This window comes from Chryseobacterium shigense (assembly GCF_900156575.1).
GTDB lineage: Bacteria > Bacteroidota > Bacteroidia > Flavobacteriales > Weeksellaceae > Chryseobacterium > Chryseobacterium shigense.
In genome coordinates, this window is sequence record NZ_FTNY01000006.1 from 81,863 (window position 1) to 103,602 (window position 21,740).

Consider the following 21,740-nt stretch of genomic DNA (forward strand, 5'->3'; position numbering starts at 1 on the left):
CTTAGTTGCTTATGTTGTAAGAATCTAGTAATTTCTGATATTCAGGCATATCTCTTCTTCTGATGCTTTCGCTTTCGCAAAGAGCCTGAACCTGCATGACCCCTTCAATGATCTGCTCCGGTCTCGGAGGGCATCCCGGAACGTAAACGTCCACCGGAATAATTTTATCAATTCCCTGTAATACAGAGTAGGTATCAAAAATACCACCGCTGGAAGCACAAGCTCCAACAGCAACCACCCATTTTGGCTCTGCCATCTGAGTGTAAACTTCTTTCAGGACGGGTCCTAGTTTTTTAGATATCGTTCCACAAACCATCAACATATCTGCCTGTCTTGGTGAGAAAGAGTTTCTTTCCATACCAAATCTTGAAGCATCATAGGTAGGATTCAGGGTAGCCATAAACTCGATACCACAACAAGAAGTAGCAAATGGTAAGGGCCAAAGAGAAAACTTTCTAGCCATCCCGATTACACTGCTCAGTTTCGTTGCGAAAAACCCTTCTCCTTCAAATCCTTCGGGAGCAGGTGCATCTGTTCTTATTACTGGTTTTTTGTCTGACATTTTTTATTAAATATTTAAAGATTAAAACATTTAAAATTTAAAAATATGATCCTTCTTTAAATTTTCAAATCCATTCAATCTTCTAATGTTAAAATTTATTTATCCCAATCTAGTGCACCACGTTTCCAAACATAGAAAAACGCCATGAAGAAGATTGCGACGAACGTAAGTACGGCCAGGAATCCTTCTACTCCGAATTCTCTGAAATTAACCGCGTATGGGTAAAAAAATACGATTTCAATATCGAATAGTACGAACAATACCGCTGTCAGGAAGTACTTAATAGAAAACGGTGTTCTCGCATTTCCTTCTACTGGAACTCCACATTCCCAGCTTTGATTCTTTACAGAATTTCCTTTTTTCTGTTTCGGTCCCAGAAAATGGGCTCCAAGCAAAGAAACGGCTACAAACGCCATGGCTACACCTGCTTGAATAAGGATTGGAATATAACTTTCAGGTAAATTCATTTTTGCATTATTATCTCAATTTGCAAATTTAGCGAATAAACAATAAAGCATGAAATTAATAAGCTTAAAAGTGGGATGAAAATAGGGAAAAGTGGTAATTTAGAATCAATAAAAATAGTACTTATTTCTTCATTTTTTTGAGGAGAGAGTAGGCCATGAATGAAATATATCCAAAAAGAATACTGGCCAGGATTATATTAACTACCGTATTCATTCTGTCGTCTTCGATTTTGAAAAAGAAGTTGTAAGCGATAAATGCTGCGATCAGAACAGCGAAAACAATAAGATGTGGTTTCATAAGGCAGGGGATACGGGTTATGGAGTTCGGGTTCGGAGTGAAAAATATGAGTTATTAGCTTCATATTTGAAATAAATCACTAATAACTCATCCTTTATCAATCATTAATGATCGGTTATCATCAACGAGTATGTTCTTCTTCTTTTATGGTTCACCGGATTGTAGTCCTGCCACAGAACCTGGACACTTTTGTTTTCTTCAAGCTCAGGATTGGTCTCGGCAAAATCGATTCCCATACTGGTAAAACGAACAAAAATTTCTTTGAAAATAATGGCGGTCACCCCACGTCTCTGATATTCGGGGTGAATTCCGATCAGGTAAAAGTTGGCGCGGTCATTTTTCTTTCCAGCCTGTAAAAAATGCCACCATCCCAAAGGAAACAGCTTTCCTTTTGATTTCTGTAAAGCCTTTGAATAAGAAGGCATCGTGATGGCAAAAGAAACCAGCTCGTTGTTTTCGTCTACAACACAGATGACATAGTTTTTGTCTATAAAAGGGAAATATTTTTCTCGGTAGGTTTGTATCTGTTCATCTGAAATAGGGGTGTAGGTAGAAAGGTGTTTATAAGTTTCGTCAAGAAGCTTAAACATAGGTTCCACAAACGGCAGGATCTCCTGTTTCGATTTGAAATTAAGAACTTTAAGCTTGTATTTTTGTGCAATCAATCCACTGAATTTTTCTACTTTTTCAGGTAATATTTTCGGGAAGTTCATTTCGTATTCCACCCATTCTTTTTCTTTGACAAGTCCCAGTTCTTCCAGGTGCTTAGGGTAGTATTCGTGATTGTAAATTCCGATCATAGTGGCCAGCTTGTCAAATCCCATGGTCAGCATTCCGGCTTTATCGAGATTAGTGAACCCCATAGGTCCTTCAATCTTGTCTATCTTGTTTTCTTTGGCATAATCTATTGCTTTTTGAATCAAAGCTTTAGAGACCTCCTTATCATCAATGAAATCGATCCATCCGAAACGCACTTTTTTAATTCCTAATTCCTTTTCCTCTTTGTGATTGATGATCACAGCAATTCTTCCCACCACTTTATGGTCTTTGAATGCCAGAAATTGCCTGGATTTTGAATAATTTAAAGCTGGGTTTTCTTTTGGATCCCAAAGTTTAAATTCGTCTTTGACAAAAGAAGGAACATAATAGGGGTTGTTTTTATAAAGATCCATCGGAAACCTTACGAATTGTTTTAATTCGCTTTGGTTTTTAACTTCAATAACTGAAACTTCAGACATAATGAGAGGGTAATTAAAGGACAAATATAAATAATAATATGTAATACTTTGGCACAGTTTTTACATCATTATGGTTAAAATTTAAACACAAAAATCTAAATAAAATGATGGGTTATTATATCATTATCGGTGTTTCAATGCTGGTAAGCTGGTGGGTTTCGTCCAGATTGAAATCGAAATTTGAATATTATTCCAATGTACATCTTAGAAATGGTCTATCAGGTAAGGAAGTGGCGGAAAAAATGCTTAGAGATAATGGGATCAACGATGTACAGGTTATTTCAGTTCCCGGTCAGCTTACAGATCACTATAATCCGGCAGATAAAACAGTCAATCTTTCTGAGGGAGTCTATATGCAGAGAAATGCGGCAGCAGCAGCAGTAGCTGCTCACGAATGCGGACATGCGGTACAGCATGCGGTAGGATATTCGATGCTGAATCTGCGTTCTAAATTGGTTCCTGTCGTCAATATAACTTCTAATTTAATGCAGTTTGTCCTGATCGCAGGTATTGGGGTAATGGCAGCTACAAGATCCATTGAGAATCCAAATGGAAATACAGCGGTCTTAGCTATTGGAGTGGCGATGTTTGCCATGACCACGCTTTTTGCTTTTGTAACGCTTCCGGTGGAATATGATGCCAGTAACAGAGCTATGAAATGGCTTAAAGATACGGGTACAGTGACTCAGGAGGAGTTTGTAGGGGTGCAGGACAGTCTGAAGTGGGCAGCCAGAACTTATGTGGTAGCAGCCATCGGATCGCTGGCACAGCTTATTTACTGGGCTTCTTTGCTCTTAGGAGGCAGACGAAATTAATCTTTAAATTCAAATGAAATATACTGCATCTCGGATAATTTATCTGAGATGCTTTCTTTTAGTGCTAGTTTTAAAGAGGCTGTCAGTATACAGTTTTCGTTGGCATCGAAGTTTAAAACTTTAGCATCAAATTTAGAAAGAAGAGTGAAAATCGTATTCTGCTGGTTGAAATTAAACTGAATTTCAATTTCTGCTTCAAGCTCCCTTGTGATAATATTAGCTTCATCCAGGGTGATCTTTGCGCATTCTTTATAGGCTTTAACAAGACCGGAAACCCCAAGTTTGGTGCCGCCATAGTAACGGACTGAAATAACAAGAACATTGGTGATTTCATGTGCTAAAAGCTGGTTGTAAATAGGAAGTCCCGCACTTCCGGAGGGCTCTCCGTCATCATTCGCACGGTAATTTTCACCTTCCAGGCCCATTCTGAAAGCATAGCAGTGGTGAGTTGCTTTCGGATGTTCCGTTCTTACTTTTTCCAGGGCATTTTTCAGTTCTTTATCATTGCTGACAGGGAATGCAAATCCAATGAACTTGCTTCCTTTTTCTTTCAATAATGTATTTTCTACAGGTTTCTCTATGGTTTTGTATTCGAACATTTATGCCTTTCCAATTTATTTTTACAAAATTACGTTTTATAATAAACAAAAAAGAGCCGGAATACTCTTTAAATATCTATTTCCAGGTAAAGTATAGAAAAATCCTTCTTTTCAGATGTTTATTATCAATCTAGAAAAGAAGGACTGGAAGTAAATCTTATACCTGATTGTATTACTCAGCTATAGTTAAAGTTTGTCAATATATTTATTCGTTACAGCAGGGTGGTAGAACAGGTGTGTTGCATAAACCCCATTGTTGACCAGCATCTGAAATAGGGTGACAAGCACTTCCTATGCAGCATTGATCGGGTCCGCATCCTTGATTGGGTAACCAAGGTGCTCCGCATTGGTTAAATCCTCCAATAATTGATTTTTGATCATTTCTTGTAAGCATTTTTGCGCCTTTTACATTTTTTAAATTTTTCATAATGTTTTTTTTTAAATTTGTATAACAAATTAATGAATTATTTACATGTAAAAAACGATAATTTTAGATTATTTTATTATGTTAAAATGAATTATTGTGAAATTGATTTTTAATGTATTTTTCAATTGTATTGTCTTTAAAGCTTAAAACCTGGTTGGTTCTAAAATCAAACTGCGGAGCTTTTGTTCCGTTTTCCAGCTTCAGAGCATCATTTTTAATGACTATTGCTTCGTCCCAAAGTCCGGCATTGATGAATTGCTGTAGAGTATAAGTTCCGCCCTCTATAATAATGGATTGTATCTGCTCTTTATAAAGTGCATGCATCAGATCCTGTAGGAAATTCTTCTTTTCAACTTTAATAAATCTGATGTTGTTTTCTATTCCTTCTTTAGTGGTGTTGATGACCAGAGTTGGAGCTTCATTATTGTAGATCTTAAAATGGGTCGGAACTTTTAAATCAAAGTCTATGAGAACCCGTACTGGATTGGTTCCCTCCGCATTTCTAACCGTTAAACTCGGATTGTCATTTAAAGCCGTTTGAGTTCCGACCAGAATTGCATGTTCGTTTGCTCTTAACTGGTGAACAAACTGATTGACAAGTGAATTGGAAATAGCGGTAGGTTTGAAATCTTTATCTAAGAAGCCATCTCCTGATTCTGCCCATTTCAGGATAATGTAAGGTCTTTTCTTTTCGTGGTAGGTGAAAAATCTTTTATTGAGTTCTACACATTCGTTTTCTGATACTCCGGAAACTACTTCTATACCTGCGTCCTGGATGATTTTTTTTCCTTTGCCGTTTACTTTATCATGGGAGTCCATCGCGCCGATTACTACTTTTTTGAATCCAAGTTCTTTAATTTTTAAAGCGCAAGGCGGTGTTTTTCCATAATGGGCACAAGGTTCCAGAGAAACATAAATTGTGGATTCAGGAATCAGTTCTTTATTCTCCACAGAGCTGATTGCGTTGATCTCAGCATGATTTTCTCCTGCCTTGTGGTGATAGCCTTCTCCGATAATTTTTCCGTCATGGACGATCACGCTTCCTACCAGAGGATTGGGATAGGTGTTACCTAATGCTTTTTCGGCAAGCTCGATGCATCTTTTTATATATTGTTCGTCGTTGTTCATAAGTTGAAAAATAAAAAGCGAAGACAAATTTCTTTGCTTCGCCTTTATGATATGTTTTAATAGATTACTCTCCTGCAATAATATTGTGAAGATTTTGTCTTAAAGTTTCAAGATGTGCTTTCTTCTCGTCGATGGTATTAAAGGTATCTCTTAGAAGTGGATTTTCTTTTGATGGGTTTTTGAAGAATGAAAGGTTGTTTTCCAGTTTTACAATTTCACCTTCAAGATCAGAAATCTGGCTCTTGATTTTTCTTGCTTTATCTGTAAGCTGGTTCTCTGTCAGTCCTTCTTCTTTCAGTTCAAGTTCATTGATTTTATTCAATTTCAACTTTTCTCTTAATGTTCTGTTGAACTCGGTGTTGATCGCGATTTTGTCTCTTGGTACTTTTCCAATGTTATTCCAGGCTGTTTTTATGGCTTCTATTTTTTCAATACTGCCTTCGTCATTGGAGACTGTTTTCAGGTCTTCCAGAATTTCCTTTTTATGCTTGTAGTTTTCCTTCCAGTTATCATTGGAGGCATTGTTTTTCTCTCTGTAATTGTTGAAGAAGGTATTACACGCATCACGGAATTCGTCCCAAATCTTGTTGGTCATACTTTTAGGAACATGACCTACTTTTTTCCAGTCTTCCTGAAGTTTCTTGAATAAAGGAACGGTAATATCCCATTCTTCATTATTCATATTATCCTGAGCAGTCTGAATGAGTTTTAATTTTTCTTCAAGATTAGACTGTTGGGAACCTTTCAGAGATTTATAATAATTATTCTTTGTTGTATTGAAGCTTCTAAGGATGGTTTTGAAGTCATTCCAGTTCTGATTGGATAGTTTTCTTGGAACACTTCCTGTTTTTAAAAATTCAGTACGTAAATCTTCAACTCTTTTGATCGAATTCTGCCAGTAGTTGTGATTAGGAGTTTCAGAAGGCTCAGATAGTTTTTTGATCTCTGCAATGATCTGATTTTTCTTTTCCAGATTGTCATTCTGCTCTCCTTCGATGGCTGCCGACAATTCAGATTTTCTTTCATGAATTTTATTGGAAATTTCTTTGAATTCTTCCCATGTTTTTTCACGGAATTCTTCAGCTACCGGTTCAGCTTCTTCTTTCCAAAGTTTGTGAAGATACTGAAGTTCGTTTAATGCTTTTTGAATCACAGGCTCACTTTCAAGTTCTTTAGCTCTTGCAATGATGTGCTGTCTTTTTTCCAGATTGTGACTGAATTCCTGCTCCAGAAATTCTTTATTCAGATCCAGCATTTGATAAAACTGGTTCAGATGGTGGAAATAGTTATTGTTAAGAATCTTGAATTCGGATTTCGCTACCTGACCTGCTTTTGACCATTCTTCTTTGATTTCACGGATAGATTTGAAAAGATTGGTTCCCGGTTCAGAATTGGTATAAAGATTTTTAAGTCTTTCTATAATATTCTGACGGTGATCAAGGTTTTTCTTTTGTTCTTCATCCTGTGATTTCTGGTAAGTGTCATGTTTTTCTCTGAAAATATTAATCAGAGCAGACAATTTAGACTGTAAAGGATGCTCATAGCTGAAGTTTTCAGGCGCATTTCCTCCTTCTTCATGTTCATGCTTTTTGTCTTCCACTTCATCATGAATGTAATGACTTGCTTTTTCTTTTAACAGATTGAATCTTTTGAAATTTTCACCGGCATTGGCTGTGTTGATGATCGTTTCCATTTCTTTCAAAGCATCAGCGAGAGAAATATCATCTGCATGTTCCTCTTCTGTATGTTCTGCTTCATCAGCGGGAGGAGTTTCAGTATGAGATGTAGGTACTTCCGACGTTTCCTGTTGAGATACTTCGTTAGAATTTTTATTTTCTTCGTTTTCAGAAAGATTGTTTTCTGTAGTCATAGCAAATCTTTTATGTGAGTGGCGTTAATATCGTTTTTGATATAGCTGTAAAGCCAATTAAGGTACTAATTTAGGTTATTTTTTTTGAAAATTCCAAATTTCCCAAGCTTTTTCTGCTTGCTGTTCAAGCATGTAATATCCGTTCACGGTTTTAGCCCCTTTTTCAGATGCTTTAATGATGAATTGAGTGTAGTTGGGGTTGTAGATCAGATCAATAATCAGGTGTTTGGGAGTGATTCCTTCAAAGGGAAACTCGAGGCAGTCTTCAACATTGGGGAATGTTCCTACGGGAGTACACTGGATAATGATTTTATGATCACGAACGGTTTCCTGGTCCAGGTTTTTGAAATTAATCTCAGCATTTCTTGAAATGATAATCGATGGAATTCCATGTTTATCCATTACATATTTTACGGCTTTCGCGGCACCTCCGTTTCCCAGGATTAAAGCTTTATCCTGGTGGGTTTTCTTGTGAAGTAGAAATGTTTTCTCGAAACCAAAAGCATCGGTGTTATAACCGATCTTTTTTCCGTCTTTGATCAAAACGCAGTTGACCGCACCTATTTTTTCTGCTTCATCACTAAGTCCGTCGAGGTATTCGATAATCTTTTCCTTGTAAGGGATCGTCACATTGAATCCTAAAAGTTCCGGATCGGTAAAGAGGTTTTCCACTTCATTTATTTCATTCAGATCAAAAATATCGTAGGTGAAGTCTTTCAGCATAAGCTTCTGGAACTTGTCTTCAAAGAATTTTTTGGAAAAGGAATAGGAAATATTCTTTCCTATGAGCCCTAGTTTTTTATTGGAATCCATAGATCAAAAATAAAAAAAAGACCGAATAAATCGGTCTTTATAATCAAATATTTTTAAGGTTTATTCTACAATGAATTTTGTAGAGAAACGGTCTGTTTTCAGGATGTAGTTTCCTTTGGTCAGTCCTTTCAGACTGATTTTATTAGAATTTTTGAAAGGATTGAAGATCACTTCAATAAGTTTTCCTGAAAGGTCATAGATTTCAGCTTTTACAATTTTGCTTAAGTTTTCACCTTTCACAAATAATTCATTATTTCTCACCGGGTTAGGGTAAATAGAAAATTCAGATTTTTCTTTTTTCACATCTGAAGTTCCTAATGAATTGAAACATGTCCAGCTTAGGTCATCGATAGCCACTCTGTTTGTTGTGATTGGGTTGACTATTTTAATGATGACATCCCCACTTACGTTAATATTATCAATTGTAATTGCAGCGGTTGGAGCGGTTGAAGAGTAGGCTATTGTTCCTACGGTAACTCCATTGATCTGAACATTTAGATTTCCTGAACTCCCACCAAATTTTAATTGGGCTTTTACAGATAAGCTTTTAACTCCTCCAGAAATTGAAGAACTCGTAAGGCTTCCGTCTCTGATGGTAATTGCTTTGCCTGAAATAGTCTGGTCAGTTCTTGCATCTGTTGCAGTCCATATGATATTATTATTTGTCCATGTTCTTGTTGAATAGCCCGAGTCAGAAGCGGGGATATTATCAAAGTTTTCAGTTCCGCAGCTTGTGTTTCCGCCAGGTTGACCAGCCAGAGTAGTTTCTGTAGCGATATTACTTTGAGGGGATGGATTTCCAGCAGCGTCTTTAGCGATAATATAAAAGTTATAGGCTGTAGAAGATGATAAATTGGTAACCACAGTTGACGTTAAAGATCCTGAAACAGTAGCTTTTAAAACACTGTTCGCATAGATCTCATAAGATGCTACTCCGATATTATCTGTAGCGGCAGTCCAGTTTAAAGCTACAGAGTTCGAGGTCGGGTTGTTGGCCACCACATTGGTTGCAGAAGTAGGAGGAGTCGTATCCAGAACCGGAGTTCCCCAGATTTGAGCTGCATATTCAGGGTGATCAATAAAAGGGTTTCTGTTTCCCTGATAAGTATATGATGCATTGTTTCTCGCTATTTCTTCAGGAGATACAGGGTCCATGATATGCCATTCCAAATATTGCTGAAGAGCCCAAGGTTGTAACCCTGGAAATGTTGAACCTCCTAACATTCCTCCTGACGTAAAACCTGATAGCTTGGCTTCGTATCTTGTTACAAAATAAAAGATCATCCTAGCAACATCACCCTTAAATGCATCGATAGGTTCAAATACCGTTCCTGAATATCCGGGAGATACAGAGGTGCCTAATTTAGAATTGTTTTGTGAAGTGTAAGAAACATTATTTCCTACTTTTCCGTACGGAAAATTTGATCTCTTACCATTTACTTTTCCATCAGTAGGACGAATAAAGTGAATATCTGCTACCATTGGAGAGGCTGAGCTAAATAAGCTTTGAGGGATGACGTGTTCACGGTTGTAGCAGTCTCCTTCATTGACATAATTTCCACATTTCTTAATTCCAGGTGTAAAATTATATGGATCTGTTCCTGCAGGGTTTTCAGAGTACATGTCAAGAACAGTTCCGTCATTTTCGTAGAAATAATCACGATCTGTTGTGTTATAACCACTCCATAGTCCATCATACCCGTGATCTATGTGTCCGTTTTCTATGATCGTTTTCAGGGCTGTTTTCAGAGGAGCACCTGTTAAACCAGTAGCGGGATTATAGTATCCTGCCGGAATTTGGGCTAATGTATTAATTAATACAAAGCTTAATAAAAAAAAAGATAAAATTCGTTTCATTTAAAAAAAATTGGGATGTAAAGGTACAAAAATTCAAAAATGAAGTATATTTTATTTTTGAGGAAGTATATTAACTTTTAGTAATATAGTCTTTGTTGATTTTGGAAAAGAACCATGAAATTATGATTCCGAAAAGGGAAGCAGTAAGTGCTACAATAACATAATTCTTCCCAACAATTTTTACCGGGAATGGCAATAGTTCGTTGGCTCGGAAGAATTCCGTGTAAAGCTGGAAATAGCAAAGGATAGTTCCTGCAATTAATCCTGAGATGACTCCGGATATCACGATAAGTATTCCGGTATAAAAATAGGTCATCCTTAAATGGCTTAAGGGAAAACCAAGTGAAATAAGGGATCTGGATTGTTCTTTTTTGTCAATTTGAAGAATAATAATGGCCCCTGCCAGATTGAATGTAGTAATGAAGATAACGAGTGCAAAGATCAGGTAGATGAACATTTTTTCTGTATTGATCATCTTCCAGAAGGCTGCATTTTCTTCTTCCTTAGTTTTTATTTCTACATTTTTACCCAGCGAGCTAAGTAGGTTTTGTTTTACACTGTCGGCATTTTCCGGATTTTTTAACTTGATAACAATCTGATACGCTGATTTTTTTGGCAAGCTAAGAAGTTCTTCCGTAAGTTCGATAGGCGCAATGATGTAACTGTCCAGTTGTTCTTTTCCGGGAAAAACACCAGTAACCAGAAAATCTCTTTTGTTATAAATATCTTCTTCCTTATTGATGATGCCGGTTCCGGGTTTAGGCATGAAAACCGTAGCATAATTGCTTGTAGAGTCTATGGGAATGGATAACCTGTTATGCAGATTGGTTTCCATCAATACTTCATTAGAATATTTGAAACTTGGATAAGTTCCGTAAAATACTTCCTCATTGATAGGATTAACCTTTATATAAGCGGAGTCTACCCCTCTTATGTAGGCAATATCCCCCTTTCCTTTATAATTGACATAGACTTTCTCTTCAATCACACGCGAAAAACTGCTGATGGCCTTATTGTTTTTTAAAACATGCATCACCTTGTCCAGATTTTTAACTGTTTTTCCTGAAGCACTTTTAAGAGTCAGGTCCGCGTGAAGATTGGAAATAAGATCTTTGTTCAGGGTTTCAAGTCCTGAGAATACTGAAATGATGACGAACATTGCAGTTACAGCAACCATCATGGCACCTGCCGAAAGCCACGTAATGAACGTCACGGCGGTACTTCCTTTTTTAGCCAAAAGGTATCTGGATGCTATGTAAAATGCAATATTCTTCAAGATCTTATAAAACCGGGTTGTCGCCTTCGCCTCTTAGTTCTTTCTCTAATTTTTCAACGTCATCAAGAGCAGTGTCCAGGTAAAAGTTAAGTTGAGGAATGATACGTACCTGTTTCCCCATCTTCTGGCCAATAAAATTTCTGTACTGAGCTTTATTTTCTTCAATTTCCTTCATAACCGCAGAACGAAATTCCTGAGGGAAAATACTTAAATAAATCTTGGCAACCCCAAGGTCTGCCGATACTTTTACGTCTGAAACGGATACTAATATACTCTGCTTGCTTTCTGAAGCCTGTTTGCGGAAAAGCTCTGCGAAGTCTTCCTGAATGATCTGTGCTACTTTTCTTTGTCTGTTACTTTCCATAAGTTATGCAAATTTAGTACTTTTGTTTGAATTGATACCTTTGAAATTCAGCTCCGGTATCAAATTTACGATTTAATTATATTTATTAGTATTTATGAAGCTAGAACATATTGGTATTGCCGTGAAATCTTTGGGGGTCTCTGATGAGCTTTTTGCTAAATTATTAGGAAAAGAATCCTATAAAAAAGAAAGTGTGGAAAGGGAAGGAGTCGTCACTTCTTTTTATGAGACAGGAGAAAGTAAAATAGAGCTGTTAGAAGCGAGTCATCCTGAAAGTCCGATCTCAAAATTTATCGATAAAAAGGGCGAAGGTATCCATCATCTGGCATTTGGCGTAGAAAATATTCTTGAAGAGATCGAAAGATTAAAAAAAGAAGGATTCCAGTTTATCTTTGAAGAACCGAAAGAAGGTGCTGATAACAAATTAGTTGTCTTCCTGCACCCGAAATCCACCAATGGGGTGCTGGTAGAACTTTGTCAAGAAAAGCAATAAAAAGTTTTGTAGTGAAAGAAATTTTACTATTTTTGCAATCACAAAATTTAACCAAGTTTTGAGGTCCTATAGCTCAGTTGGTTAGAGCACCTGACTCATAATCAGGTTGTCCTTGGTTCGAGCCCAAGTGGGACCACCTTTTAAATCAAGCACTTACAGCGATGTAGGTGCTTTTTTTTGGTTTCAAGTATAACAAAAGTATAACGTAGTTGCTGATTCAAAGATAGTTATTGTTTTCATTTAATTGCAAATAATTGTATTTTTGAAAAAAATTACAATGATGGAAAATATATATTTTAACACACTCGATCGATTTTTATCAATCCGTTTTGAAAAACTTAAATTTTATATCGCATTTTTTTACTTTCCTATACTCATTGCAATTGCTTTGATCTGCAATATAATTTCTGAAGCCAGCGGTTTTTCATTGCTTACAATTTTTCCGTTGGTTATTGGTGCGCCAATGTTAATGATCCCAGCAATTTATTTTCTACGAGGCGAAAATTATTTCATTCTCAGAGAATTTGTGAAGGGTTTGGATACAAGTCATATCAATTGTGATCTGCAATCCATTTTCAAGGTGGAAGCTGTACAATTGTTTTATCAGGAAAAATTAAATAAGCTTCAATCAGTTTTTAATTTTATTTATCATAAGGACAATAATTCGCAGGACTGTTTAAATTACAAACCGAATAAAAAATTATCAAAAAGATCAAGAGAAAAGCTTGAGAATTTTTACAATGAAGAAGCAAATAAATATTTTGATATTTGCGAATATGATCTGGATTTTTTTACTGAACTCATAGAGGGGAAACGGAATGCCGGATCAAATACTATCCTTTTAAATGAAGACCTCTCAAATAATGACATTATATCTTTAATCGATGCGATCCACGACCATACGGGTATTTATCAGATCCGGATCCAATTGTTGTTTAAAAGATATAAAAAGAATAATAACGGCTATCAAAATCTCAACTGGCGTTCTATTAAGTCTTCTAAAAGCCAATGTGTTAGTGTCGGTAAAAGTTAATTTTTTCTACAATTTATCTATTAACTTTTTGCTGTCAGAAGTTAATTTCTAAGGTTTCATCCACGTTCATTTATACAATTTTGTGTCATTAATCAAAAACAACTGATATGACACAAGTTCAATTACAGCAAGAATTAAACGAAATAAAGAAACTCCTGAAGGAGAACTTTATTAACAGCAAAGATGTTTTGACCTCGAATGAAGTTCTCAAATATCTCAATGTAAGCTACAGCTTACTTTCAAAATTAACATCTGCCGGACTTATTCCCTTTTATAAGCCCACCAATGGACTACTATTCTTTTTCAGATCCGAACTGCACGATTGGATAAAAGAAAACAAGATCTACTCCGAAAAAGATGCAGAAAATCTTTTAAAAAATCACCATACCAATAAAAAAGCATAATTGCTCTGTTATGCTTTTAACAATTCTTGTTTCAAACCTAAATATGAGACAGATATAGTCCGTATTTATCAATTATCAAACAGTTATGGACATAAAACCAAACAGGTTGACCGATCTTTCAGATGGTAAATTCAATAGTGCAGTAAGTAGTTCTAATGAAATTAATATACTGATGGATCATTTAGCGAACGAATGGATAGAGATCGCCAAAAAGCTACCTAATCCTAAGCCCCTTTTCGGGAACATATGGCATCAGGGAGAAGTAGCAATTTTATTTAGCAATACCGGAAAAGGAAAATCAATTTTAGCCGTACAATTGGCGGACAGCATAACAAAAGGACATTCAATAATTACTTTGGATGTGTATAAACAAATTGCAATCTATTTTGATTTTGAGCTTTCAACAAAAGCATTTCAAAGAAGATACTCGGATGAAGATGAAAACTCACATCAATTCAGCGATGATTTTATCCGTGTTGAAATTGATAGAGACAAACATTTAGAATCCGATGAGAAATCATTTGAAGAATTAATCATAGAATCTGTAAAGTTTCAGGTTGAAAAATCAAATGCACAGGTTGTGATCATAGATAACATTACTTTTTTATCGGCAACCAATGAAAAAAGCAAAGAAGCCCTATCCCTGATGAAACTGATATTAGACCTATCCCGAAAGAAGAGTCTTGCGATCCTGCTCATTGCCCATACTCCTAAAAGAGATATTTTCAAGCCTATCCAGTTGGAAGATCTGGCTGGAAGCAAGGCTTTGAGCAATTTTTGTGATACCGTTTTTTGTATTGGAGAATCCATCAAAGGTTCGAAAATAAGATATATAAAACAACTTAAAAACAGGAATTATCCGATTGAATTTCACGAAAACAATGTTATTGAATGTGAAGTAGTGAAAGAAAGTTCATTCTTACAGTTCAAGTTTGTTGATCTTAATTCGGAAGATGAACATTTGAAGAAGATCAGTGAGAAGTCTAAGGATAGGATTGATGAGATTATTGAACTGAAGAATCAAAATTTATCGAATGTAGAGATAGCAAAAAGATTGGGTGTGAGTGAATCTGCAATCCGGAGAAGGATTAATAAGTATCATAAAAAAAGCCAATAACAACAACGAAAAGCGACGAGGATATTTTAATGGTTAACTATCTGAAAATGAATAGTATAAGCTTTATGTGTTAAAAGATTCATCTCGTCGCTAATCATTACTTCATATTGTCTCGTCACTAAGCAACGAGCTATTTTCAAGATAATTTAGCGACGAGACGAAATAATATTATTTTCGATTAAATATTTTACGCAAATTATTGTTTTTCAATTAATTGAAAAAATATTTAGTTAAGATTTAGCCTTGTTGCTACTCGTCAATTCTTCAAAATTCTTCAAAACTAAACCCGTCAATTTGAACCAATAGTACACCTACTATTTATTACTAAAAACATTAAACATTACAAAATGAACTGCAAACAATTCAACAGCATACCGTTGGAAGAAGTCCTCCTTTCTCTCGGACACCTTCCCACAAAACAAAATGAAAAAGAAGCTTGGTATCTCAACCCCTTTGCCCGCGAATCCCAAGCCTCTTTTAAAATCAATAAAAGCCTAAACTATTGGTATCTGTTTTCAGAAGGAATCGGTGGAACCAACACCGACTTTATGAAGAAATACCTAAACGCTTCGGTCAATGAAGTTTTAGTTTGGGCAGAAGATCAGAATTTCTCTTCTTTTCACCAGCAAAATATCTCAGATCGGAAAGTAGAAAATCTTCCTGCAAATTATGAGATCATTGAAATTAAGAACGTTCAGCATCCTGCACTTCTGGAATATTTGAATGAAAGAAAAGTAGATAGCCAAATCGAATTTTTAAAAGAGATTCATTATCGAATGAATGACAATTATTATTTCGGAATTGGATTTAAAAACGATTCCGGTGGTTATGAAATCCGCAATAAATATTCAAAAATTTGTTTGGGTAAAAAGGATGTTTCTACCATAAAAAATGCATCAGAATCGCTTCGGGTTTTCGAGGGCTTTTTCGATTTTCTTTCATTTAAAAATATAGAGGAATTTTTACAAAAAGAGCCTGCCGATTATCTCATTTTGAATTCAGTTTCGATGATTTCTAAGATTAAAAATTCACTCGATAATTATGAAAATATTGAGCTTTATTTTGACAATGACGAAGCCGGAAATCGTGCGATTGAAATGATTAAAAATGAAAATCAAAACGTAGAAGATTGTAGGGTTTTATATTCAGATTTTAAAGACTTGAATGATTGGATGATTCATAAAAACCCATCACCTGAAAGACAAGTCAAACAAAGGAGAAGGTGAGTAAAATAAACACAGGTAAAATATGGTGGTATGTTAGTGCAAAAAGTACCCAAAGTTTACAATAAGCGTAGCCGCTGATTGCAAAATTGGGATTTTTGATTTCTTCCTATCGTCAGAAATGTTTTGAAACACACTAAAATTAAACACAATGGGAAAAGACTTTTTACAAGAATTTATAAATGAAGCCACTAAAGAAAATGAAGCAAGAATTGCTCAGGAAAAGAGAAAAAAACATTTCCAGGAACTTGGTCGGAAAGGTGGCTTGAAGACCAAGGAAAATAAAAAACTGGATAAAGTAATTTCAATCAGAATGACCAATTCTGAATATGAAATTCTCATTCAAAAACAAGAAAAATATCCTCTGAAATTATCAACCTATATCCGGAATATTTTGTTCGAAAAAGAACTGAAAATTAATGAATTTCAAACTGATGAAATCTTACTTCAATACGGAACTCATTTTAAAAAAATTAGCAATCTTTTACGAAATCGTGAATGGAATGTTTTTGAAAACAAGAAAGAAATTTTAGTGAGAATTGAAAATCTAATCGGATTAATTCATCAATATTTATATTCTAAAACTCAGAAAAATGAATAATTCTGCAACCACAAGAGCTATCACAAAGATTGCTTTGGAATATAATGGAAATGATAAAGGAACAGCAGAAATGGTTGCTTCGAATTGTCTTTTGAGTGATACGGGCGAAGGTCAATTTCACGAAATGAAAACCGTAGCCAATCGAAACCCTAAAGTAGAGAAATGGGCATTGACAGGCTATATTTCTCAACCTGACGAGATCGGGAGAAAGTTGACGGATGAAGAATTTTTAGACATCGCCACCAAAGCTTTAGAAAAAATTGGAGTGTCAGAAAACAACCAATATCGATTGGACATTCACAACAGTACGAAGCAAAAACACATCCATTTTATCGTGAACAGGATTGATATTTTGGGGAAATGTACCGTCAAATCACACGATATAGGAAGAAGATTCGGAGAAGCCGTTCGGGAAGTTTGTAAAGAAAAAGGACTATTAACCGATGTGGAAATAGGAATTCAGAAAAAAGCGGAAATGCTGAAAAGCTTGACCGAAGCCATTAGGTCAGAAGATAATTTTGATGATCTGATCGTAGCAATGAAGAAAAGAGGTTTTGAAATTCAATTGTCTTCAAATGTCAAGAATGGAATTTCGGGAATGCGAATTGTGATGGAAAAGGACAAAAATTTTCAAACTGAAAGAATCTATAAAGCTGGTTACAAATTATCTGAAATCTCAAATCAATTGAAAATCTCCGAAATAAAATCTGTATTTGAAGTGAAGAAAGCGGTCAAGGAAGCACAAAAAAACGCTGACAACTTAAAGGTATTTCGGGAAAATCTTCAACGAAAAGGATTTTCAGTAAAGATCCAATATAACGGAGAATTTAAAGCCAATCAAAAAAATGAAATTCAGGATATATGGATAAATAAAGTTGATAGCAATCAACACAAAAACGGCTTCTTTTTTCGGAAAAATGTCGGGTTTTCTCTTTCTGCAATAGATTCTGATCTTGGTGATTTGGCAACATTATTAAACAAGAATAATGAAATTATTGATCAAAACACTCATAGAGAATCAGTAACAAATGAAAGCTTAATAGAAATTGCAGGTGGATTATTAGGAGACCTCCTTAAACCAACCTATGTTTCTCAGGACGAAAATGAACTCTGGAAAAAGAAGCGGAAATCAAGATAAATATTAACAATTTTAAAATAGAAAAAATGGAAAATCAAAAACAAAATGAAGAATCTAAAAGTAGTGGAATGGAACTTTTGGAAAACGTGATAAAATCTAATGACAATAACATTGCTTCAAATATGGAGAATAGGGAATCTAATGCGGAAGTGAAATCGGATATTGAAGATCTGGTATTGGCAATTGGTCAACTGCAATTAGACTTTGAAGTCGTAAAAGAAATTCCTAATGAGGTATTGGGATTTTATGAAAAAGAACAACTTTCAAGAAATCAGCATTTAGCAGATACTGCTACTATAATAAACGCCGTTATTTCACAAAAAACCAGTGATTATTTGGAAAGTCTTCAAAAAACAGCAAAAAAATTGGAGAAATTTATTTGGAGCGGAATTGGAGTTGCAATTTTTGCAGTTTTTGTATTGATTATTTCTATCAATTTCGCAACCAATTGGTACAGAGAAAGCATCAAAGCAAAAAGTGAACTACGTCAAGATATTTTAAAAGAAATTGCTGATGAAGGAAAAAAAATCTACGATGAAAATGAGATTAAAATCTTGAGCGAAAATACTCAAGTAATGCAATTGTGGATTAAGAATAACCCTAAAAAAGCGGAAGATTTTTTGAGATTTAAGGATGGGTTTGAGGCGAGAAAGGAAAATCAATAGAAAAAATTATTCCTGAATTTTTCTGCATCTTTGAATGTATGTAGGTAATATAAGAATTGAAAAAATTAATGGTGTTCTATTAAGTTATTGATAAATCCTTTTAGTAATATTTTCCATCATATTCGATAAACTTTTTGTGTTAAAATTAATTGATTTTTTTAAAATATCTAAACTGCTTTTGATAAACTCAACCAGTCATTAGTTAACGCATTTAAATGGCATAGCATTTTAAGCGCAGTTTGGCACTGCTAGGTATAGTTTAGTTTGGTAGTGTGCGTTTTGATTTTCTTACATTAAAAATTAATAAATCCTAAGCAACACATAATAAGTATTTTATGAAAAAAAATAAAAAGAACTAGCACAAGTAAATATAAATTATATTAACACAATGCGTATATTTGGGTGTTAGCCGTAATTCAAACCCTAAACTATACAAATGAACGAAATAAAAAAAGTACTTTTCGAATACTTTTTAAATGATGCAAGAGATTATCTTTTAAGATATAATCAGTTAGAAGAAAGTGCCACTCATATCGGACTTCGTTCTAAATTAGTGATAGAGTTAATGTTTTCTTTAGAATGTTCGCTAAAAGCTTTGTTCATTTTCGAAACGGAACTTGACGAAAAGCGAGCATATGAAAAAATTAAAAAACTTAGTCATAATATTCAAAAAATCGTTGATAACCTAACACAAAATAGTAAAAATGAATTTAACCGCTTAATCACAATTGACTTCGATAATTATAAAGTATTTCATAGATATATGTTCGAAAGTGAAATGGCTTTTAGAGAGGAATTTGGAGTTTTAGGAGAAAAATATTATAACACGATTAATAACCCCCAATGGAGAAAGTCATTTTATAATGGAATCCAATCATTCATAAAGTATGTTGAGACAAAAATTCCATTTGAATTTAAAATGCAATCTTTTTCGGACACTGACTTTGAAAAAGAAATTTCAAAATACAACAGGCTGAAAAACATCATTAGCTAAAATTTTTAAAATGACTACAGTCAAAGCAATCTAATCAGGGCATAAACCTAAGAAGGAAGACGGAACTCCCGACAAGAGAAGACGAGTAACCCCTGAAGTAAAACCTAAACATCCTGATTTAAAACCCCACAAACACAACTCGAAACATAAAAAAAACTACAGCTAACAACAGTTTTGCTATAGTATGGCGTAACTGAAAAGTTAAACAGTAATTCTTCGATTGAAATATTATATAAAATTGAAGATTTCTTACTTAGCTGCCCCCGTCATAGCAAAGTCCCGAAACGTTAGCTGCAATATTAAAACGACATATCGTAAATTAAATGGCAAATCATACAACAAAAGAATATCTTAACTATTTCGTAACTTCTCAAAACCCAAACTTTGCTGTAATGCTAAAAGGGAAATGGGGAGCAGGAAAAACATTTTTTATCAGAGGTATAATTGAAGAATGGGATAACGCACAAGTTGTTTCTGAAAATGAAGAGATAAATTTAAAACCAATTTATGTTTCGCTTAATGGGGTTTCTAAAAAAAGTGAAATCATTGAATCACTGAAAGCTAAAATATCACCCTTCCTTTATTCCAAAGGCACGAAATTCGCAACTGACATTTTTAAAGGATTTATAAAATCAACATTAAAAATTGATTTTGACTACGACAATGACAATAAAGCGGATGGAAGTTTAAATATAAATTTTGATCCAATTTCTATTTTCAAATCCTCAAATAATAAAATAAAAGGTAATCGTATTCTCATATTTGATGACATTGAACGTTGTAAAATACCACTAGATGAACTCTATGGTTTTATTAATGATTTTGTAGAACATTCACAGTGCAAAGTGATTTTGATTTCTGACGAAGACAAAATAGAAGAGGAACACACAAAAGACAGTAAGTATAACTATCCAATTTTTAAGGAGAAAATAATTGGGCAAACATTTGAAATCAAACCAGATACAGAACAAGCAATTGATTTCTTCTTAGAATCTATTACTAGCGATATTAAAACACAATTATTTGCATCAAAGGATTTAATCATTAAAATTTTTGATATTTCTAAGAAAGAAAATCTCAGAGTTTTACAAAGAGCAATTTACGATTTTGAACGACTATTCAAGTTTATAGATGATAAGTTGTCTACAGACGAGGAAAAGTATAAAGAGTTAATCAAAAATTATTTAAGCTATTTTATAATTTATTTCCTTGAATTTAAAACTGGGAATGAAGACATATCTTCATTTCAAGAGACACTATATTTTGCTGATGATAAAAGTGAAAAAAATTATACGCAATATGAAGAGATTGTTGCAACATTTTCTCTTTTTCACTCTACAAGATTATTCACTTCCTTTAAGTTGATTGATTTTATAAAGAATGGAGACTATACAGGGATAGTTAATGAAATTAATAATTCTACAATTTACGCTACAGGCAAAGTAGAAAAAGATTGGGAAAAACTTTGGTATTGGCAACTATTAGATGATGACGATTTTTTATCCTTATTAGAAAGTGTTAGTACAAGTTTTTTTACGACAGAAGATTTTCACATAACTGAAATACTACATATCTCTGGAATTTTATTTTCTCTTATAGACGTAAAACTATACCGGAAGAAAAATAAAACACAAGTTATCCATAGAGCCAAAGTATTAATTAAGAAAACAAACCTTTCAGAGTTTAAAGACGAAAGAGGTTTTTCAATGCTGACTTGGGGTTCTTGGCAAAAAGCTTATGCATCGGAAAAGACAGAAGAATTTAAATCACTTGTTAAATACACAAAAGATATTTTAGCGTCAATTAAACTCAAACAATCGACGAATGTTGTGGAAGAAATTTTTTACAACATTACAAGTGATAATGTTGATGATTTATATCAAAGAACAAGAAAATACGATGAAAGCTTAGGTAATATAATTGAGCATACACCTATGTTTTCAAAACTAAATCCTAATAAGTTTGCTGAAACAATTCTTGGACTTAACAATGACGGTATTTTTAGATTTAAGCAATTTATTGAATATAGATATTTTCCTGAAAAAACATACTCAAACATAACAATAGAAGACCATCAACGGCAGGAAAAAGATTTACTTTTGAAATTGCAGACCAAACTTTTGAAAGAAATTAAAAGTAAAAAGAATAGAGATAAAATAATCAGAATTTACGCATTAAACGAACTAAATACAATGATTGAAAAATCAATTGAAAGATTATAATATCACTGCTAAAAAGGGTTTTGCATAAGGTGGCTGAAATGCAAAAATTTAACAGCAGTTTTAAATTAAACTATAATAATAAATTTAGCTTTTGTGCTTTTATTTCACGACCGAACGTAAAGCCCCAAAACTTTAA

Annotated in this window: 23 protein-coding genes and 1 tRNA gene; 12 read left to right on the forward strand and 12 right to left on the reverse strand. The window is 34.3% G+C overall.

Annotation, left to right across the window (positions count from 1 at the left end; genetic code table 11):
* Position 1: 1 nt before the first annotated feature.
* The 4 genes from BW964_RS18940 to BW964_RS18950 all read right to left on the reverse strand — a co-directional run bounded on the left by BW964_RS18940 (position 2) and on the right by BW964_RS18950 (position 2,565).
* Positions 2 to 562 carry an NADH-quinone oxidoreductase subunit B gene (locus tag BW964_RS18940; RefSeq protein ID WP_047454729.1) on the reverse strand — a complete coding sequence of 187 codons (561 nt, stop codon included), beginning with the start codon at positions 560 to 562 and terminating at the stop codon, positions 2 to 4.
* A gap of 95 nt (positions 563 to 657) precedes the next feature.
* A complete protein-coding gene (locus BW964_RS18945) occupies positions 658 to 1,029 on the reverse strand; it encodes an NADH-quinone oxidoreductase subunit A (protein WP_073331935.1) in 372 nt (123 codons plus the stop codon).
* A 121-nt stretch (positions 1,030 to 1,150) separates the two neighbouring features.
* On the reverse strand, positions 1,151 to 1,327 hold the full coding sequence (locus tag BW964_RS22595) for a hypothetical protein (protein ID WP_165789192.1): 177 nt from the start codon (positions 1,325 to 1,327) through the stop codon (positions 1,151 to 1,153).
* A 104-nt stretch (positions 1,328 to 1,431) separates the two neighbouring features.
* A complete protein-coding gene (locus BW964_RS18950) occupies positions 1,432 to 2,565 on the reverse strand; it encodes a GNAT family N-acetyltransferase (protein ID WP_076509608.1) in 1,134 nt (377 codons plus the stop codon).
* Positions 2,566 to 2,672: 107 nt separating this feature from the next.
* Here BW964_RS18950 and BW964_RS18955 point away from each other — a divergent pair, with 107 nt between their 5' ends.
* Positions 2,673 to 3,380 carry a zinc metallopeptidase gene (locus tag BW964_RS18955; RefSeq protein WP_076509894.1) on the forward strand — a complete coding sequence of 236 codons (708 nt, stop codon included), beginning with the start codon at positions 2,673 to 2,675 and terminating at the stop codon, positions 3,378 to 3,380.
* Here the strand turns inward: BW964_RS18955 and BW964_RS18960 are convergent.
* From BW964_RS18960 to rbfA, 8 genes are all read right to left on the reverse strand, one after another.
* Positions 3,377 to 3,979, reverse strand: a complete 603-nt coding sequence (locus tag BW964_RS18960) for an IMPACT family protein (RefSeq protein WP_076509610.1) — start codon at positions 3,977 to 3,979, stop codon at positions 3,377 to 3,379. The two genes, BW964_RS18955 and BW964_RS18960, sit on opposite strands and share 4 nt — an antisense overlap.
* Positions 3,980 to 4,184: 205 nt before the next feature.
* The gene (locus BW964_RS18965) at positions 4,185 to 4,406 is read right to left on the reverse strand and encodes a hypothetical protein (protein WP_076509612.1); all 222 of its coding nucleotides are present in this window, start codon (positions 4,404 to 4,406) and stop codon (positions 4,185 to 4,187) included.
* 81 nt (positions 4,407 to 4,487) lie between these two features.
* Positions 4,488 to 5,534 carry a bifunctional diaminohydroxyphosphoribosylaminopyrimidine deaminase/5-amino-6-(5-phosphoribosylamino)uracil reductase RibD gene (gene ribD / locus BW964_RS18970; protein WP_076509614.1) on the reverse strand — a complete coding sequence of 349 codons (1,047 nt, stop codon included), beginning with the start codon at positions 5,532 to 5,534 and terminating at the stop codon, positions 4,488 to 4,490.
* A 64-nt stretch (positions 5,535 to 5,598) separates the two neighbouring features.
* Positions 5,599 to 7,404 (reverse strand): DUF349 domain-containing protein, encoded by a 1,806-nt coding sequence (locus tag BW964_RS18975; protein ID WP_076509616.1) that lies wholly within the window; start codon positions 7,402 to 7,404, stop codon positions 5,599 to 5,601.
* 75 nt (positions 7,405 to 7,479) lie between these two features.
* Positions 7,480 to 8,217: a shikimate dehydrogenase family protein gene (locus BW964_RS18980; RefSeq protein WP_076509619.1), complete on the reverse strand. Its 738-nt coding sequence runs from the start codon at positions 8,215 to 8,217 to the stop codon at positions 7,480 to 7,482.
* A gap of 60 nt (positions 8,218 to 8,277) precedes the next feature.
* Entirely contained in the window at positions 8,278 to 10,074 is a 1,797-nt protein-coding gene (locus tag BW964_RS18985) for an endonuclease (protein ID WP_076509621.1), read from the reverse strand.
* Between the two features lie 70 nt (positions 10,075 to 10,144).
* On the reverse strand, positions 10,145 to 11,350 hold the full coding sequence (locus BW964_RS18990) for an ABC transporter permease (RefSeq protein WP_076509623.1): 1,206 nt from the start codon (positions 11,348 to 11,350) through the stop codon (positions 10,145 to 10,147).
* Between the two features lie 4 nt (positions 11,351 to 11,354).
* The gene (gene rbfA, locus BW964_RS18995; protein WP_076509625.1) at positions 11,355 to 11,714 is read right to left on the reverse strand and encodes a 30S ribosome-binding factor RbfA; all 360 of its coding nucleotides are present in this window, start codon (positions 11,712 to 11,714) and stop codon (positions 11,355 to 11,357) included.
* Between the two features lie 94 nt (positions 11,715 to 11,808).
* On the opposite strand from rbfA, the gene mce reads away from it, so the two are divergent.
* The 11 genes from mce (at position 11,809) to BW964_RS19050 (ending at position 21,604) form a co-directional block, all read left to right on the forward strand.
* The gene (gene mce / locus BW964_RS19000; RefSeq protein WP_076509627.1) at positions 11,809 to 12,207 is read left to right on the forward strand and encodes a methylmalonyl-CoA epimerase; all 399 of its coding nucleotides are present in this window, start codon (positions 11,809 to 11,811) and stop codon (positions 12,205 to 12,207) included.
* A gap of 62 nt (positions 12,208 to 12,269) precedes the next feature.
* Positions 12,270 to 12,343: transfer RNA gene (locus BW964_RS19005), tRNA-Ile, on the forward strand.
* A gap of 141 nt (positions 12,344 to 12,484) precedes the next feature.
* On the forward strand, positions 12,485 to 13,240 hold the full coding sequence (locus BW964_RS19010) for a hypothetical protein (RefSeq protein WP_076509629.1): 756 nt from the start codon (positions 12,485 to 12,487) through the stop codon (positions 13,238 to 13,240).
* 107 nt (positions 13,241 to 13,347) lie between these two features.
* Entirely contained in the window at positions 13,348 to 13,644 is a 297-nt protein-coding gene (locus BW964_RS19015) for a helix-turn-helix domain-containing protein (protein WP_076509631.1), read from the forward strand.
* 85 nt (positions 13,645 to 13,729) lie between these two features.
* Positions 13,730 to 14,761, forward strand: a complete 1,032-nt coding sequence (locus tag BW964_RS19020; RefSeq protein WP_076509633.1) for an AAA family ATPase — start codon at positions 13,730 to 13,732, stop codon at positions 14,759 to 14,761.
* A gap of 347 nt (positions 14,762 to 15,108) precedes the next feature.
* On the forward strand, positions 15,109 to 15,987 hold the full coding sequence (locus BW964_RS19025) for a toprim domain-containing protein (protein WP_076509635.1): 879 nt from the start codon (positions 15,109 to 15,111) through the stop codon (positions 15,985 to 15,987).
* 148 nt (positions 15,988 to 16,135) lie between these two features.
* Positions 16,136 to 16,585 carry a plasmid mobilization protein gene (locus BW964_RS19030; RefSeq protein WP_076509638.1) on the forward strand — a complete coding sequence of 150 codons (450 nt, stop codon included), beginning with the start codon at positions 16,136 to 16,138 and terminating at the stop codon, positions 16,583 to 16,585.
* On the forward strand, positions 16,578 to 17,723 hold the full coding sequence (locus tag BW964_RS19035; protein ID WP_076509640.1) for a relaxase/mobilization nuclease domain-containing protein: 1,146 nt from the start codon (positions 16,578 to 16,580) through the stop codon (positions 17,721 to 17,723). The genes BW964_RS19030 and BW964_RS19035 overlap by 8 nt, the downstream gene beginning before the upstream one ends.
* Positions 17,724 to 17,749: 26 nt before the next feature.
* On the forward strand, positions 17,750 to 18,388 hold the full coding sequence (locus BW964_RS19040) for a hypothetical protein (RefSeq protein ID WP_076509642.1): 639 nt from the start codon (positions 17,750 to 17,752) through the stop codon (positions 18,386 to 18,388).
* Between the two features lie 436 nt (positions 18,389 to 18,824).
* The gene (locus tag BW964_RS19045; protein ID WP_076509644.1) at positions 18,825 to 19,382 is read left to right on the forward strand and encodes a hypothetical protein; all 558 of its coding nucleotides are present in this window, start codon (positions 18,825 to 18,827) and stop codon (positions 19,380 to 19,382) included.
* A gap of 323 nt (positions 19,383 to 19,705) precedes the next feature.
* Positions 19,706 to 21,604 (forward strand): P-loop NTPase fold protein, encoded by a 1,899-nt coding sequence (locus tag BW964_RS19050; RefSeq protein WP_076509646.1) that lies wholly within the window; start codon positions 19,706 to 19,708, stop codon positions 21,602 to 21,604.
* Positions 21,605 to 21,740: the final 136 nt, after the last annotated feature.